Raw genomic sequence first — 16,344 nt, 5'->3', positions numbered from 1 at the left:
CCACGCCCGCGCCCGGGGAAGGCGCCCCTGGCCGAAGGGCGCCCCGCACCCGCCGCGCCGGCGGAAGCGCCCCCCTGGCGGAAGGGGAGCCGTAGTAGTCCCACCGTCCGCCGGAGGGGGTGGGCTGGTCGGAGCAGTTGTTCACTCGGGGGGAGGGCGTGGGCGCCCGGATGGGCCTCGCCACCGCGCCCGGAGGGCATTGGCGTTCATACGGTGAACGTATGAGCAACCGCCGTGCAGCCACCCGTGTCCGCCACCGCGTCGGCGCCGTATTCGGTGCCGGATGCTGCCTGGCCGTGCTCGCGGCACCGGCCCACGCGGCCGGGGACTCGCAGGTCGGCGGAGCGCAGCTCAGCGAACCCGGGGTGCAGGTGCAGCGCGAGGACGGCGCCCCGCACCTGCCGTCCGGCATCAGCGCCCTGTCGTGGACGGTGTCGGACGCCCGGACCGGCCAGGTCCTCGCCGCGAAGAACGCGCACCGCGAACTGCCGCCCGCGTCCACCCTCAAGACGCTCTTCGCGGTGACCGTCCTCCCCCGCTTCCCCGCCGGCGAGACCCACAAGGTCACCGACGGCGACCTGGCCGGCATCGGCGCCGGCAGCAGCCTGGTCGGGGTGCAGGCCGGGCAGACGTACACCGTCGCCGACCTGTGGCGCGGCGTCTTCCTCGCGTCGGGCAACGACGCCGTGCACGTCCTGTCGCACATGAACGGCTCGGTGCCGCTGACGGTGGCCCAGATGCAGGCCAAGGCGCAGATGCTGGGCGCCGACGACACCCATGTCGTCTCGCCGGACGGCTACGACAACCCCGGCCAGGTCTCCTCCGCCTACGACCTGGCGCTGTTCGCCCGCGCGGGCCTGGCGAACCGCGACTTCGCCGGCTACGCCTCGACGGTGAGCGCGGATTTCCCCGGCGGCTACGACGCGCACGGCGTGTACGTGAAGTCGTTCGGCATCCAGAACACCAACCGGCTGCTGACCGGCGCGGGCGGCGTCCACCCGTACCCGGGGCTGATCGGGGTGAAGAACGGCTACACCACCAACGCCGGCAACACCCTGGTCGCCGCCGCGACCAGGGAGGGCAGGACGCTCATCGTCACCGTGATGAACCCGCAGTCGGGCCTGCCCCAGGCCGTCTACACCGAGGCGGGCAAGCTGCTCGACTGGGGCTTCGCCGCCGCGGGGCACACCACCTCCGTGGGCACCCTGAACGCCGCGCCGACCGCCTACCACCTCAAGGGCGCCCCCGCGCAGGCCCCGGTACCGGCGAAGCGGGAGCAGGCGCAGCCGAAGCCCGCGGAGCACAAGCCGACTCCGGCGCCGGCCGCGCACTCCTCGAACGCGTCGGCACGTGCCTGGTACGTGGGCGGCGGCCTCGCCGTGGTGGCGGCCGCGTCCGTCGTGCTGCTGCGGCGCAAGACCGGCGGCGGCCGGAACCGCTGACCGGTGCGGGGGGCGTGCTACAGTTTCACTAGCACATGTCTGCGCCCTCTTTTCAGTGGCGCCGGTGCTCGTTCCGAATTCCCGCCGCCCGACGGCAGTCGCCCCCGGTTCGGCGGTCCTCTTCACTCATGCGCAGCGAATGCGCGCCGGTTCGCCCCCAGCGCCGTGGCCCTTCTGCCACGACCCCGGGCCACCGGGCGATGTCCGCGGTCCGCGGAGCGTGATCCTTCCGCTCGCGCCGCACCCTCCTCTTCCGTCCGCGAAAGGACGACTCCATGACCGACATTCTCGAACGGCCGGACGTACGGCCGCAGACATCCGCCCGGGTGGCGGGTGTCCTCGACATCCAAGGCGCCGGCGGCCAGGGCCGCCTGCGCACCTCCGGGTGGCACGCGTCGCCCGGCGACGTCCAGGTCTCCGCCGCGCAGATCCGCAAGGCGGGGCTGCGCAAGGGCGACCTGGTGGAGGGCACGACCGTACGGCCGGGCGCCCTCGGCGACGTCCTGCTGGTCAACGGCGGGCCCGCACAGCACGGCAGGCGGCACTTCGCCGACCTGACGCCGCTTCACCCCCGCGAGCGGCTGCGGCTGGAGAGCGGGCTCCTCAAGGGCACGGGCGCGCTGTCCGGGCGGCTGATGGACCTGGTCACCCCGATCGGCAAGGGCCAGCGCGGGCTGATCGTGGCCCCGCCGAAGGCGGGCAAGACCATCCTGCTGCAGAACATCGCGGCGGCGATCGCCGCCAACCACCCGGAGTGCCACCTGATGGTGGTGCTGCTGGACGAACGCCCCGAGGAGGTCACCGACATGCGGCGCAGCGTGCGCGGCGAGGTGCTCTCCTCGACCTTCGACCGGCCCGCGAAGGAGCACATCGCGCTCGCGGAGCTGGCGGTGGAGCGGGCCAGGCGGCTGGTGGAACTGGGGCAGGACGTGGTGATCCTGCTGGACTCGCTGACCCGGCTGTGCCGGGCGCACAACACGGCGGGTGCGAGCAGCGGCCGTACGCTCTCCGGCGGTGTGGACGCCGCCGCGCTGTCCGGGCCGAAGCGGCTGTTCGGCGCGGCGCGGCTGGCCGAGGAGGGCGGTTCGCTGACCATCCTCGCGACCGCGCTGATCGACACCGGGTCGCGGGCCGACAACTTCTACTACGAGGAGTTGAAGGGCACCGGCAACATGGAGCTGCACCTGGACCGCTCGCTGGCCGAGCGGCGGGTCTTCCCCGCCGTCGACGTGACGGCGTCCGGCACCCGGCGTGAGGAACTGCTGCTGACGGCGGCGGAATTGCCCGTGGTGCGCGGCCTGCGGCAGGTGCTGCACGGCCGGGACGCGCAGTCCGGCCTGGACGTACTGCTCGACAGGCTGCGCAAGTCGCCGGACAACAGCGCCTTCCTGCGGCAGGTGCAGGGCACCCTCCCCGGCCAGGGCTGACACGCCCCCCGCCGGTCGAAATCCGGTGGCCCGCGGCGGCCCGGCCGCGTGATGATCGGGCCCATGGGCGATCACGCGGGAGACGACGGCGGTACGGAGCTGGCGGAGGCCTTCCTGCGGGACGGCTTCGTCAAGATCGAGGGGGCATTCTCCACGGAGACCGCACGGGAGTGCGAGGCGCTGCTGTGGAAGGAGACCGGGTGCGACCCGGACGACCGGGCGACCTGGACCGAACCGGTGCGCTGGGTCGGCGGGATGGCGCAGCCGCCCTTCGTCGCCGCGGCCAACACCCCTGTGCTGCATGCCGCGTTCGACGCCCTGGTGGGGCCTGGACGCTGGGCGCCGCGACCGTCCATCGGCTCCTTCCCCCTGCGCTTCCCGCACGAGGACGAGCCGGACGACGCCGGCTGGCACATCGACGGCAGCTACCTGCCCGAGGGCGAGACCTGGTATTTCGCCAACGTGCGGTCCAGGGACAGGGCCTTGCTCATGCTGTTCCTCTTCACCGACGTCACCGAGGACAATGCGCCGACCAGGATCCGCGTCGGCTCGCACCTGGACATGCCGGCGCTGCTCGCCCCGTACGGCGAGGCGGGCGCGTCGATACTCGGGATCGCGCCCGCCATGGTCGCCGCCACGGACCACCGCCCGGAGGTGCTCGCCACCGGACGGGCCGGCGACGTCTTCCTGTGCCACCCCTTCCTGGTGCACGCGGCGCAGCCCCACCACGGCACGCAGCCGCGCTTCCTGGCGCAGCCGCCGCTCCACCCCGCGGTGCCGCTGGAGCTGGACCGGCCCGACGGGGCCTATTCGCCGGTCGAGTCGGCGATCCGGCAGGGGCTGGGGCCCGGCGTGAACGGCGGCCGCCAGGACGTCGGTTAGCGTGCTGGGCATGCTGCACGGACGGGACGGGGAAGCGGCGGCGCTGCGCGCGCTGCTCGACGGCGCGCGGGCCGGGCACAGCGGGGTGCTGGTGCTGCGTGGTGAGGCCGGGATCGGCAAGACCGCGCTGCTCGACGACCTGGTGGCCGCGGCCGGCGACATGACGGTGGTGCGCGGCTCGGGCGTCGAATTCGAGGCGGAACTGCCCTTCGCCGGACTCCAGTTGCTGCTACGCACGGCACAGGGGGCGCTGGACGCGCTGCCCGAGCCGCAACGGCGGGCGCTGCGGGCGGCGTTCGGGCTGGCGACGGAGGGCGCGGGCGAGCCGATGTTCGTCGGGCTCGCGGTCCTCTCGCTGCTGTCGGAGCACGCCGGGGACGGGCCGCTGCTGTGCGTCGTGGACGACGCCCAGTGGCTGGACCGGGCGTCCACCGACGCGCTGCTCTTCGCGGCCCGCCGGCTGGACGCCGAGGGCGTCGCGCTGGTCTTCGCCGCGCGGGACGGCGAGGGCGCCTTCGCCGCGCCGGGACTACCCGAGCTGCGCCCCGCGGCGCTGGACGAGGCGGCGGCCGCCGCGCTGCTCGCCGACCGGGCGGGGCCGCTCGCCGAGCCGGTCCTGCGCCGGGTCCTCGCCGAGGCGCAGGGCAATCCGCTGGCGCTGCTCGAACTGCCGGTCGGGCTGCGCGAATCCGACGCCGGGGCCGGCGCCGGGGCCGGGACGCTGCCGCTGACCAGCCGGCTGCAACTGGCCTTCCACGGCCGGGCCAGCCACCTGCCGCGGGGCACCCAGACGCTGCTGCTGGTGGCCGCCGCGGACCACACCGGCGAGCTGGGCACGATCCTGCGGGCCGCGGCCGACCTCGGCGCGGACGTCGCGGACCTGCCGCCCGCGCAGGACACCGGGCTGGTGACGGTGGACGGCACGGCGCTGCGCTTCCGCCACCCGCTGGTGCGGGCCGCGATCCACCAGCGGGCCGCGCTGCCCGAGCGCCTCGCCGCCCACCGCGCGCTGGCTCGGGCCGCCGACCCCGAGCGCGAGGCGGACCACCGGGCCTGGCACCTGGCGGCCGCCGCGACCGGCCCCGACGAGAGCGTGGCGACCGCCCTGGAGAAGACCGCGGGCCGCGCCAGGGAACGCAGCGGCCACACCGCGGCGGCCGCCGCGTACGACCGCGCCGCCCGCCTGAGCACCGACCCCGGCGCCCGCCTGCGCCGCCTCCTCCTGGCCGCCGAATCCGCCTCCGAGGCCGGCGAGATCCCCCGCGCCCGCGCCTTCGCCGACCAGGCCGCCCGTGCGGCAGCCACCCACCGGCCCGTCAAGGGCGCCCCTGGCCCGGACGATCCCCCTGGCTCCCCCGGGCACTCCGCCGGCGACACCGGACCCCGCCGGCCGCCCGTACGGCCCCCAGGCGACACCCCTGGCCCGGACGAGCGGAACGCGCCAGGCTCCCCCGGCGCAGAAGCACCCGTCCCCCGGCACACCGACGACGGCTCGGGACCCCACCGGACGCCCACGCCCGGCGCGGAGCCGCCGAGCCCCGCTGAGCCCGCCGGGCAGGCGATGGCGCGGGCGCTCCATGTGCGCGGGCTCGCGGACTTCTGGGAGGGGGACTTCCCCGGGGCGCACCGGCGGCTCATCGAGGGTGCCGGGCTGGTCGCGGGGAGCGATCCGGCGCGGGCGGCGCGGATGCTGGTGCAGGCCACGCACACCGCCTGGTATCTCGGGGCGGACGAGGTCGCGGACACCGTCGAGCGGCTGGCGGCGCTGGCGCTGCCCGCGGACGCGCCGATCCTGCCGGTGGCGGTGTTCCTGGCCGCGGCGCTGGGCCGGGAGGCGGCGGGGCGGGTCCCGCCTGCCGTCGGCGCGGCCGCGGACGCGGCGCGGGCGGCGCACGGCGGCCGGGTGGACCCGCGGGACCTGGTGATGCTGTGCGGGGTGGGCCTGACCCTCGGGCAGGACGCCCAGTCGCACGAGCTGACCACGGCGCTGGCCGCCGAGAGCCGGGAGAGCGGCGGGGTGGGGCGGCTCACCACGATCATGTTCTTCCGCGCCGAGGCGGAGATCTTCGACGGCCGCTACGACGACGCGGCCGCGACGGCGGCCGAGGCGCTGCGGATCGCCGCGGACACCGGTCAGCGGCAGTGGGTGAGCCAGTTGAGCAGCGCCCTGGCGCACATCGCCGCGGTGCGCGGTGACGAGGAGGAATGCCGCCGCCTGGTGGACACGGCGCTCGCGGGCGGCTCGGGCACGGCGATGGCGCCGGGCGCACCGTGGGCGTACTGGTCGCAGGGGCTGCTCGACCTGGGGCTCGGCCGCGCGCAGGCGGCGCTGGAGCGGCTGGCGCTGCTCGGCGGGGAGTCGGTGCGGCACCACATCTGCGCGACCCGCAGCGTCCCGGACCTGGTGGAGGCGGCGGTACGGCTCGGTGTGCCGGGGCGCGCGGACGCGCCCTTCGCCCGGTTCGAGGCGTGGGCGGCGCGTTCGGGGCAGGACTGGGCAGCGGCGCTGGTGGCCCGCTGCCGGGCGCTGCGGGCGCCGGACGCGGAGGCGGAGGCGTACTTCCGGCAGGCGATGGCGGCCCACGACCCGCACCGGCGGGCCATGGAGTCGGCGCGTACCGACCTGCTGTACGGCGAGTGGCTGCGGCGGGCGCGGCGCAAGAACGAGGCCCGGGTGCGGCTGCGGGCGGCGCTGGACGCCTTCGAGCGGCTCGGCGCGCGCCCGTGGGCGGGCCGGGCGCGGGGCGAGTTGGCCGCGGCGGGCGGCACGGTGCCCGAGGCGGGCCGGGAGGGCGGCACGGTGGACGGGGCGGCCGGGCTCACCCCGCAGGAGTCGCAGATCGTCCGGCTGGCAGCGGAGGGCCTGTCGAACAAGGACATCGCGGCCCGGCTGTTCCTGAGCCCGCGGACGGTCGGCTACCACCTCTACAAGGCGTATCCGAAGCTCGGCGTGGTCTCCCGCGGCGAGCTGGCAGGGATGTTCGGGTAGCCCGGGAAAAGGCGGTGCCCGCCCGGTGCTGAGGACCGGGCGGGCACATCCTGGGGCGCCGTCTGCGCCGTCGTTCGGGTCAGACGGTGACGCCGTGCGCGGCGAGGTAGGCGACCGGGTCGATGTCCGAGCCGTAGTTCGGGGTGGTCCGGACCTCGAAGTGCAGGTGCGGGCCGGTGACATTGCCGGTGGCGCCGGATATGCCGATCTCCTGGCCTGCGGTGACGCTCTGGCCGACCGAGACGACCGGGTTGGTCAGGTGGCCGTACAGCGTGTACTTGCCGTCGGCGTGCTTGATGATCACGTCGTTGCCGTAGGAGCCGTCGGCGCCGGCGTGCACGACGGTGCCCGCGGCGACCGAGTGGACCGGGGTGCCGCTCCAGACCAGGAAGTCGACGCCGGTGTGGTAGCCGGACGACCAGTTGGAGCCCGCGGCGTGGTAGGGGGTGCCGATGGCGGCGTCGCCGACCGGCTTGGTGTAGCCGGAGGAGCTGACGGCCTTCTTCGCCGCCGCCGGGGCGGCCTTCTTGGCCGGGGCGGGGGCGGCCTTGGCCACGGCGGTGTTCAGCGTGAGGTGCATGCCGGGGCGGATCAGGCTCGGGTTGGCGCCGATGACCTTCTTGTTGGCGTTGTAGAGCGGCTTCCAGCCGCCCTTCACGTGGTGGGCGGTGGCGATCTTCGCCAGCGTGTCGCCGGGGACCACGGTGTAATGCGACGTGGCGGAGGCGGCGGGGGCCTTGGAGGGCTCGGCGGCCGACGCGTGGGCGACGGAGACCAGCGGCAGCGCGAGGGCGGCGGCTCCGGTACCGGCGGCTATGCACACCTTGGTGAGGCGGTTGAGCGAGCGGGGCTTGCGGTGCTGACCCTTTGCGGGCATGGGGGAATTCCTCTCCTACGCCTGCGAGGTGAGCTGTCGGGTTCGGGCAGGAGATGCCCGGCCGCGGTCCGCCGCTGCCGCGCTGTGCGATGCGCGGGCGGCGGGCACGGCTTCACCCCGAGCCGTCCGGTCTCCCGGACGGCGGCTTACCTGGGTCCCCCGCTCCTGCCCTGAATGCTCGGCTGTTCCCGTGACCGGGCGGCGGCAGGATTCGGCGTCCCGCCCGGCGGCTGCCGCGGACGTGCTGCCCGCGGTAGGGGCGAAGCTAGACGACCCCGGGAGCGGCGGGCAACCAAACGCGGCATGCCGCACCATTTCGCCCGTACCGGCGGTTACTCCTCGCCATCCGCGGACACCGGTGCGTGTGCGCGGCGGTCACCGCGGGTGGCGCGAGCGGGCACGCGGGGTGAGAAACGGGCCAGGTCGGGAACAGCGGGTGTCGCGGGGAAGCCGGACCGTGTTCCCCCGGTGACACCCGTCACGCGGCGGCCGGACGGTGACGCACACCACCACGAAATGCCCGATTCATACCGGGATTTCACTTACGTCCGGACTTGCGACTGGCGGCCCGTCAGTAGCTTCCCGGCGCTCCGCCGATCCGCGCGTCGAGGACCCTGCTGAGCCGGTAGCCCACCGGCCGGAAGCCGACCGCGGGCCAGTGCCCCGCCGCGAGCGGCGAGGCGGAGTGCCAGCGGGCCGCGATGTAGCGGTGGCCGTTGTCGTACGCCCACGCCAGCGCGGTGGCCAGCAGCACCCGGCTGATGCCCTCGCCGCGCGCGGACGGCTCCACGTACGCCTCGGCCAGCTCGACGCACGACTCCGGTATCACCGGGTCCGGGGTGGCGGGCACGACGAGCACCATGGCGATCTCCTCGCCCCTGCGGGACGCGATCCAGGCGCCGCAGCGCGGGTCGGCGAGCGCGTCGGCATAGTGCAGCCGCAGCGCGGCGAGCGCGCCCTCGGGCTGCGGCTGGAACATCGCGGACTCGCGCTGCCGCCGGGAGGACTCCGCGGCCATCCTGCCCACCTGCGGCAGGTCGCCGGGCCCCGCCCTGCGGATGCCGAGGCCCTCGACACCGCGCGGCTGGCGGCCCCTGGCCTTGACCGCCATCAGGCCCTGCACCAGCTCGCGCCCGAAGCCGAGGTCGGCCCAGGGGGCGGTGGCGACCTCGCCGGCCGGCACCTGCACGTAGTGCACCAGGCGGCGGTCGGCGACCAGCCGCTCGGCCACCTTGGCGTACAGCGAGCGCAGCACCTCGGTCTCCCGGCCGCCGGGCAGCGCGTGGCCGCCGTAGGGCACCAGGGCCGAGCGCGGGTGGGTGCGCAGCGACGCGGGGTCGTCGGCAGAGAGGGTGACCGGCTGGGCGGCGAGGTAGCCGATCAGGTGGCCGTCGCCGTCGAGGGCGCGGCAGGCCTCAAGGCCGGGGACGGCGTGCAGCCTGCCCACCAGCTCGTCGCCGCGCACGGGTCCGTCGGTCAGCCAGGCCCGCTGGGACGGGGGACGCCGGGCGCGCGAGAACCAGCGGTCGTAGCGCTGCACGGCCAGGGGTATGTGCTCGGCGGTCAGCGGCGCGGTGGCGACAGTCATGGTGTTCGAGGACGCTAGCGGGGCGCGTACCCCCACGGCAAGGCGGTACCGCCTGCCGTACGCCGCGGCCGCGTCAGCCGGTCCAGGCCGGGTGCCGCGGATCGTCGGCGCGCACCAGGACATCGGCGCTCTCCTCCGGCAGCGCCTCGCGGGAATAGCGCTGGTAGGCGGGCAGCGTCCACTGCTCGGCCGGCTCCGTACGCCGCCGCAGCGCACCCTCCGACAGCCGCAGATGGACCGTCAGATCCAGCGGCAGCCCCTGCCCGAGCAGCAGCGGGCCGTCGAGCACCAGGACGCCGCCGGACGGCAGCGCCACGTAGTCCGCCCGGGTGGAGCGGTCCGTGCCGGGGTCGCGCAGCGACGGCAGCGCCCGCCCGCTGCCGCCGGGCCCGAGCGGGTCGAGCACCTCGCGGCGCAGGGCGCCGGTGTCCAGCCACAGCTGGTAGTAGGCGTCCACGTCCTCGTGGCCGTATTCGAGGCGCTGCGAGGCGGGCCGCCAGAAGTCCTGCGCCCTCGCCCGCAGCACCGGGTGGCCGAGGGCGGGCAGCGCGGCGGCCAGCGCGTCCGCGAGGCCGGCGGTGCCGGCGGCGGGTGCGCCGTCCACCGCCACGCGCCACCACGGTCCCGCGGGCGGCGGGGTCGCGGCGATCCGCTCCGCGAGGGCCTCAGCGAGCCGGGGCCAGGTGATCGGGGTGAGCTGCACAGGGCCATCCTGCCGGAGCGGGACGCCTGCGCGGCGGGCGGGCGGCGGCACTCCCGGCGTCACCCGATCGGGCGGGAGGAACACGGCGGCGCCCCGGGCCGCCGGGCCGCTCACAGCGCCCCACAACCCACTCACATGGGGGAAATTCTCTACAAATCACCCGTTTGCCACCGAGCGCGAAACATGACTTTTTGTGACCCTGGAGGAACTCATGGTGACCGTCCCCATCACCCAGGAGAAAGCCCATGATCCTGTCGATCTCCGGCGTCGTTCTGCTCGGCGTCATCGTCTTCCTGTTCTTCCGCAAAGACGGGCTGAAGGTGTCCCACGGCATCGTCAGCGCTCTCTTCGGCTTCTACCTCGCGAGCACCGCCATCGCCCCGAGCATCACGGCGGGCGGCGCGAGCCTGGCCAGCCTGCTGGGCGGGATCAAGATCTAGCCGGCCGTCCCCGCGGACGGCACGGCGCACGCCACCCGCAGGCCCGGGAGCGGTCGCCCGCTCCCGGGTCCGCTTTCGGTCCCACCCGCCGCCGCTTCCCCTCCCCCGCTGCACCGCCGCGCGTCCCCCGCGGTTCCCGCACCCGAACCACCCCATGGAGCAACCGTGGCAAGGCGTCCCCTTCCCAGCATCCTGAGCAGCCGACCGGCGCTCGTCCGCGGTCGCGACCTGGCGCGCAGCGCCGCGGACGGCGCCTCCGACGTCCTCCACCCGGTCATCACCATCGCCCGCGGCATGCGGCGGCAGGCGGCCTGGACCGGCGGCTGGTGGGGCCGCACCCCCAAGGACCGGCGCGGTCCCGCGCTGCTGCTGGCCGCCGCGGGGGCGGTGGTCGTGCTGATGATGCCGTACGGGCCGCTGCTCGCCGTCGTCGCGCTGCTGGCCTCCGCGGCCTGGATGGGCCGGGACCGCGGCGCCGCCGCGTCCGCGGGCCCCGGCGAGGCGGAGACCGGGCGGCTCCAGTCGCTGTACGAGGCGCTGGTGCCCTACCTGTCCGACCCCGCGGACCCCGCGCCGCTCTACGCCTACGACGGCAGCTGGGCGAAGGCCTTCAGCTCCTTCGACTTCGAGGGCGGCCGGCTGACCCGGCTGCACCTGCGCTACCCGGCCTACTTCACCGACGGCGAGGCCGAATCACGCGCCCGCGTCGAGCAGTTGCTGCACGCCAAGGCCGGGCGGGGCAGGGAATACCGCTTCGACTGGAACGAGGAGGAGAACCACCTCACCCTCACCGCGCTGCCGCCGCTGCCCACCGACATCGTCGCCCAGCGCTTCGTCACCGCGCCCGGCGAGACGGTGCTCGGCTTCACCGACACCGAGGCCGTACCGCGGACCGTGCCGGTCGCCGGGGGCGGCGAGGAGGCCCGCGACGCGCCGCCGGTGGTGTGGCGCACCGGGTCGCGCTCCACGGAACCGCACCTGCTGGCGCTCGGCCAGCCGGGCACCGGGACGACCAGCCTGCTGCGGTCCATCGCGCTCCAGTCGCTCGTGCACGGAGACGTCGTCATCGTCGACGGCAGCGGCACGGGTGAATACGCGTGCCTGACCGGGCGCCCGGGAGTGCTCGCCGTCGAGGACGGACTGCTCGGCGCGTCCGCCACGCTGGAATGGGCCGCGCACGAGACCGAACGCCGGCTCGTCGCGGTCAGCCGCGCCCGGCAGGAAGGCCGCCCGGTCGACGAGGACGCGCGCCGCCCGCTGTGGATCCTGGTCGACCGGCCGACCGCCCTGAGCCAACTCGCCCTCGCCGAGGGGCGTCCCGACCCGCAGTTGCTCCTCGACGTGCCGCTGCGGCACGGGCGTACGGCCAGCGTCGCCGTCGCCGTCGCCGACCAGCTCGACGCGACGGAGGCGCTGGCGCCGGTGGTGATCGCCCACACCCGGGCGCGGGTCGTGCTCGGCCGGCTCGCGCCGGAGCACGTCGAGGCGGTCCTGGGCGCCGCCCAGCGCACCACCCCGGCCGCGGAGGTTCCCCCGGGCCGGGGGTACGCCCGCCTCGGTACGGGCCCCGTCCTCCGCATCCAGGTCCCCTCCACCCCCGACCCCTACGACGACGAGGCCCCGGCCCTCCACCGCGACGCCGTCCTCGCCCTCCTCCCCACCACGATTCCCCCGGCCCCGACCCCTGCCCCCGACCCCGAGCCATCCGCTCTCCGCAAGGAGGCCGTCATCCGCACGGTGGCCGACCTCGGATAACGTCCCGAGGGCGGCCCCTACGACGACGGACCGCCACCACCCCGGGGGGCCGGGGCTGCACCTGCTCCGCGGCTGGCGCCGCACGGGCACGCCCGGCCCACCACCCCGTCGTACGGCAACGGACCGCCACCACCCAGGGCGCGGGGAACCGCGCACGCAACCCACCACCCACCGTCATGTGGCGACGGACCGCCACCACCCCAGGGGCGCGGGGAACTGCGCGACCAGCCGTCGACAAGCTGCACGTCGCCACCGTGCGAGAGGGGCTGTTCGGTCCGTGCCGGACCACCGGCGGGGGCTGGTCGCGCAGTTCCCCGCGCCCCTGAGGGGCGCCCCCTCGCCGAAAGGGACCGCAGCGCCCCTTCGACCAGGGAGAGCGCGCCCTCGCGCAAACGGAGTCGCACCCCCGTCCCCGGGGAAAGGCACCCCCTACCGAAGGGGCACCCCCCACCCACCGCGACCCGCGGAAGCGTGCCCCCCGCGCAAGGGGAGCCGCACCCCCGGGCGCGGGGGGCTACGCCACGAAGAGGCCGGTGGATTCGGCGTCGGGGGCCGCACCCGAGCGGACGAGATCAGCCGCGGCGGCGAGCCGATGGGCCGCCTCGGCCGCCGTGGAGCCGCTGACGGTGAAGGGAACGCGGACGTAGGACTCGAAGGCGCCGTCGACGCCGAAGCGGGGGCCGGAGGGGACGCGGACGCCGAGGCGTTCGCCGGCCACGGCGACCCGCGAGCCGGACACGTCACCCGTGCGTACCCACATCGTCATGCCGCCGCGCGGCACCGTGAAGTCCCAGTCGGGCGTGTGCTCGCGCAGCGCCGCCGCGAGGTCGTCGCGGCATTCGCGGGCCCGTCGGCGGCGGGTTGCGAGCGCCTGGTCCCAGCCGCCGCCGCGCAGCAGCCAGGCGACGGCGAGCTGGTCGACGACCGGCGAGCCGAGGTCGAGGTAGGCGCGGGCGGAGACCAGCCGGCGCACCACGTCGGGTGTGGACCTGACCCAGCCGATCCGCAGCCCGGCCCAGACCGCCTTGCTGGCGGAGCCCACCGTCATCACGGTCCCGCCGCGGTCGAACGCGGCCATCGGACGTACGCCCGAATCATCGCCGTCGAGGGTGAGTTCGGCCATCGTCTCGTCGGCCACGACCACCGTGCCCGCGGCCCTGGCGGCCTCCACCAGCTCGCGCCGCTGCTCGTCGCCGATCAGCGTGCCGGTGGGGTTGTGGTAATCCGGCATGACGTACGCCATCCGTGGCGCCGCGTCGCGCAGCACGCGGCGCCACGCCTCCATGTCCCAGCCGCCCAGGCCCTCGCGCAGCGCGACCGGCACCAGCCGGGCGCCGGTCTCGCGGAAGAGTTCGAGGACGTTGGCGTAGCTGGGCGACTCCACGGCGACGCGTTCGCCGAAGCCGACCACCCGCCGGGCCGCGGCCCCTATCGCCCCCATCGCGCCGGTGGTCACCATGATCTGCTCGGGCATGGTCGGCACGCCGCGGGCGGTGTAGCGGTCGGCGATGGCCTCGCGCAGCACCGGCAGGCCGGCGGGGAAGTCGCCGTGGGTGGCGGCGTAGGCGGGCAGTTCGGCGAGCGCGCCCTGCATGGCGCGGGTCAGCCACGGTTCGGGCGCGGGCAGCGCGGCGCAGCCGAGGTCGATGACCGAGCCGGCGGCGTCCGGCGGCAGCGGTTCGAGGCTGCGGGAGGGCAGGAGGTGGCCCTCGGGGATCGCCGTCCAACTGCCTGCGCCACGCCGGGACCGCGCGAAGCCCTCGGCCCGCAGCGCTTCGTACGCGGCCGCGACGGTGGTCCTGCTGACCCCGAGCGCGAGCGCCAGCTCCCTCTCCGCGGGCAGCCGGGCCGCGACCTGGACCCGGCCTTCGAGCACCAGCAGCCTTACGCCGTCGGCCAGTCCGCGGTAGGCGGGGAGTTTGCGGCCGCCTCCGCCGGGCGCCGGGCCCGGCTCCAGCAGCCGGGCCAGATGTGCCGCGCTGACCGACGCAGTCCACTGCGACATGAAACTCAGTCCACCTTCCGCGGATTGGCCATGGATTACTTCCCCTTACAGGCCACACAGTGGCACGCGCGCCCACATGACCGCCAGGGGGGTTCCGTTGTCGCCGTTTCGCCCGTTTCCGTCCCGTCCGCTTTCCCGTCCACCTGCCCGTCCACCCGCCTTTCCTCGCGGCCCGCTGCCGGTGGACCGCCTCGTCAAGCTCTACGCCGGCCTGGTCCTCTACGGGGTGACCGACGCCCTGGTGATCCGCGCCGACCTCGGCCTCGACCCGTGGGATGTCTTCCACCAGGGCCTGTCCCGGCACACCGGGATCAGCATCGGCACCGTCTCCATTCTCGTCGGTGCGGTGGTGCTGCTGCTGTGGTGGCCGATCCGGCAGCGTCCGGGCCTCGGCACGGTGTCCAACGTCGTCCTGGTGGGCGCCTCGATCGACGCGACCTGCGCGCTGGTCCCGCACGTGGAGGCGCTCGCCGCCCGCGTCCCGCTGCTGTTGTGCGGGGTGCTCTTCAACGGGGTCGCGACCGGGCTGTACATCGCGGCCCGCTTCGGTCCCGGGCCGCGGGACGGCCTGATGACGGGCCTGCACCGCAGGACGGGACGCTCGCTGCGGCTGATCCGCACCGGCATCGAGCTGACCGTGCTGGTCGCGGGTTTCCTGCTCGGCGGCGGGGTCGGCGTCGGCACGGTGCTCTACGCGCTGGCCATCGGCCCGCTCGCCCAGTTCTTCCTGCGGGTTTTCGGCGGCTCCGGGGCGGGTAGCCACTCCCGCGTCGGCGCTCCGACCGCACCGGTGCCGCGGGAACGCGCGGTGGCGGACACGATTTAGCCTCCGGCGGTGTGGACCGGTAGTGTACGCGGTTGGCCCCTTAGCTTGACCGTTACTGCACGCAAAAGATATGACAACGCCGGGTGACATCTCCCCTCAGATGTGACAAAGCGGGCGCCGGTGGGTACAAACAGGGGCGACACGACGGGCGACGCATATCCCTCATCGGGAATCTTCACCGCCGACCGGACGTTGACCGGATGACGACGACAGCGACACCTGTCCTGTGGGCGACCAAGCCCGGGAGGCACGATTCATGAGTGAGCGAGCTCTCCGCGGCACGCGACTCGGGGCCACCAGCTACGAGACCGACCGCGGTATCGATCTGGCCCCGCGCCAGACCGTTGAGTACGCATGCCGGAACGGACATCGATTTGAGATGCCGTTCTCGGTCGAGGCCGAGATTCCGCCGGAGTGGGAGTGCCGCGCCTGCGGCCAGACCGCACTCCTGGTGGACGGAGAGGGCCCGGAGGAGAAGACCACAAAGCCCGCGCGCACGCACTGGGACATGCTCATGGAGCGCCGCACGCTGGAGGAGTTGGAGGAGGTGCTGGCCGAAAGGCTGGCCGTCCTGCGCTCCGGGGCGATGAACATCGCGGTGCATCCGCGCGACAACCGCAAGACAGCTTGACGCCGGTCCCCGGGTGACGTCCGGGGGCGGCACCGACCATCCCGCCCGGCGCGGAACGCAGTGTTGCGTTTTCCGCCGGGCGGTTTTGTCGTACCCAGGTCCGGCGGGCGCCGGCCCCGGCGGACGTACCGCCGGTCCCGGCCCCCGTCTCAGTCCTTCCTGCGCTGGTCCCGGTCGACGACCTCGCCCTGGATGACCTTGCCGTCCGGGCGGTGGATTCGGGTCTGCTCACCGGCCTGCTGGGCCTGCTGGAAGAGGTCGCCGAGCGACCCCGGGTCAGCGGGCTGCGGCGGGTGGCGGCGCAGCGAGCGGGCCGCGGCGCGCTCGGCGAGCGCGCCGATCAGCTTGCGGGTCGGCGGGAAGAGCAGCAGCAGCCCCACCGCGTCGGAGACGAAGCCGGGGATGATCAGCAGCACCCCGCCCAGCATGTGAAGGCCGGTGCGCCCGCCGCCGACCGGGGCGGGGACCGCGGTGCCCTCCCGCACCCCCGGCTGCTGCATCGTGGCCGTCAGATTCCGCCAGGCGCTGCGCCCGGCGCGCTTGACGGCCGCGGCGCCCAGCACGAAGCCGGCGACGATGCAGAGCAGCACCACCAGGCCGCTGGTAGCCGAGGCGACCACCGTGAGCAGCCAGATCTCCACCACTGCCCAGGCCGCGATCACCAGCGGCACCACGGTCCTGGCGCGGGAGCGCCGCCGCGGCTGCGCGGGGCGCGAACGGACGGGGGGCGGGGTACTCGTCGTCATAGCTCAAGTGTGCCAAAGAGCGGGTAAAGGCCG

The 16,344-nt window shown here is 75.0% G+C and carries 12 protein-coding genes, 1 pseudogene and 1 riboswitch; of the genes and pseudogenes, 8 read left to right on the top strand and 5 right to left on the bottom strand.

Going from position 1 to position 16,344, the window contains the following annotated elements; genetic code table 11:
- Nucleotides 1-221 precede the first annotated feature (221 nt).
- The 4 genes and pseudogenes from OG900_34675 to OG900_34660 all read left to right on the top strand — a co-directional run bounded on the left by OG900_34675 (nt 222) and on the right by OG900_34660 (nt 6,740).
- Nucleotides 222-1,442 carry a D-alanyl-D-alanine carboxypeptidase gene (locus OG900_34675; GenBank protein ID WUH94788.1) on the top strand — a complete coding sequence of 407 codons (1,221 nt, stop codon included), beginning with the start codon at nt 222-224 and terminating at the stop codon, nt 1,440-1,442.
- Between the two features lie 272 nt (nt 1,443-1,714).
- Nucleotides 1,715-2,869: pseudogene (rho, locus tag OG900_34670) on the top strand (transcription termination factor Rho).
- Between the two features lie 63 nt (nt 2,870-2,932).
- Complete coding sequence (locus OG900_34665; GenBank protein WUH94787.1) at nt 2,933-3,751, top strand: phytanoyl-CoA dioxygenase family protein; 819 nt, start codon at nt 2,933-2,935, stop codon at nt 3,749-3,751.
- 10 nt (nt 3,752-3,761) lie between these two features.
- Nucleotides 3,762-6,740 carry an AAA family ATPase gene (locus OG900_34660; protein ID WUH94786.1) on the top strand — a complete coding sequence of 993 codons (2,979 nt, stop codon included), beginning with the start codon at nt 3,762-3,764 and terminating at the stop codon, nt 6,738-6,740.
- Between the two features lie 79 nt (nt 6,741-6,819).
- Here the strand turns inward: OG900_34660 and OG900_34655 are convergent, their stop codons facing one another.
- The 3 genes from OG900_34655 to OG900_34645 form a co-directional block, all read right to left on the bottom strand.
- Nucleotides 6,820-7,617 (bottom strand): LysM peptidoglycan-binding domain-containing M23 family metallopeptidase, encoded by a 798-nt coding sequence (locus OG900_34655; protein WUH94785.1) that lies wholly within the window; start codon nt 7,615-7,617, stop codon nt 6,820-6,822.
- A gap of 5 nt (nt 7,618-7,622) precedes the next feature.
- Nucleotides 7,623-7,811: riboswitch (cyclic di-AMP (ydaO/yuaA leader) on the bottom strand.
- A 377-nt stretch (nt 7,812-8,188) separates the two neighbouring features.
- Nucleotides 8,189-9,205: a GNAT family N-acetyltransferase gene (locus tag OG900_34650; GenBank protein WUH94784.1), complete on the bottom strand. Its 1,017-nt coding sequence runs from the start codon at nt 9,203-9,205 to the stop codon at nt 8,189-8,191.
- A 73-nt stretch (nt 9,206-9,278) separates the two neighbouring features.
- Nucleotides 9,279-9,908, bottom strand: coding sequence for a uridine kinase (locus tag OG900_34645; GenBank protein WUH94783.1), 630 nt, complete (start codon nt 9,906-9,908; stop codon nt 9,279-9,281).
- Between the two features lie 245 nt (nt 9,909-10,153).
- Between OG900_34645 and OG900_34640 the strand changes: the two genes are divergently transcribed.
- Nucleotides 10,154-10,348 (top strand): hypothetical protein, encoded by a 195-nt coding sequence (locus tag OG900_34640; protein ID WUH94782.1) that lies wholly within the window; start codon nt 10,154-10,156, stop codon nt 10,346-10,348.
- Nucleotides 10,349-10,513: 165 nt separating this feature from the next.
- The gene (locus OG900_34635; protein WUH94781.1) at nt 10,514-12,103 is read left to right on the top strand and encodes a hypothetical protein; all 1,590 of its coding nucleotides are present in this window, start codon (nt 10,514-10,516) and stop codon (nt 12,101-12,103) included.
- Between the two features lie 514 nt (nt 12,104-12,617).
- On the opposite strand, the gene OG900_34630 is transcribed toward OG900_34635, so the two are convergent.
- Nucleotides 12,618-14,108 (bottom strand): PLP-dependent aminotransferase family protein, encoded by a 1,491-nt coding sequence (locus OG900_34630; protein WUH94780.1) that lies wholly within the window; start codon nt 14,106-14,108, stop codon nt 12,618-12,620.
- On the opposite strand from OG900_34630, the gene OG900_34625 reads away from it, so the two are divergent.
- Nucleotides 14,107-14,934 (top strand): hypothetical protein, encoded by an 828-nt coding sequence (locus tag OG900_34625; GenBank protein ID WUH94779.1) that lies wholly within the window; start codon nt 14,107-14,109, stop codon nt 14,932-14,934. The genes OG900_34630 and OG900_34625 overlap by 2 nt on opposite strands.
- Nucleotides 14,935-15,190: 256 nt before the next feature.
- Nucleotides 15,191-15,565 carry an RNA polymerase-binding protein RbpA gene (locus OG900_34620; protein WUH94778.1) on the top strand — a complete coding sequence of 125 codons (375 nt, stop codon included), beginning with the start codon at nt 15,191-15,193 and terminating at the stop codon, nt 15,563-15,565.
- 149 nt (nt 15,566-15,714) lie between these two features.
- Here the strand turns inward: OG900_34620 and OG900_34615 are convergent, their stop codons facing one another.
- Entirely contained in the window at nt 15,715-16,311 is a 597-nt protein-coding gene (locus OG900_34615; protein ID WUH94777.1) for an FxsA family protein, read from the bottom strand.
- Nucleotides 16,312-16,344 lie beyond the last annotated feature (33 nt).

The sequence above is a fragment of the Streptomyces sp. NBC_00433 genome, assembly GCA_036015235.1.
Lineage (GTDB): Bacteria > Actinomycetota > Actinomycetes > Streptomycetales > Streptomycetaceae > Actinacidiphila.
This window is presented reverse-complemented; position numbering and strand designations above follow the sequence as displayed.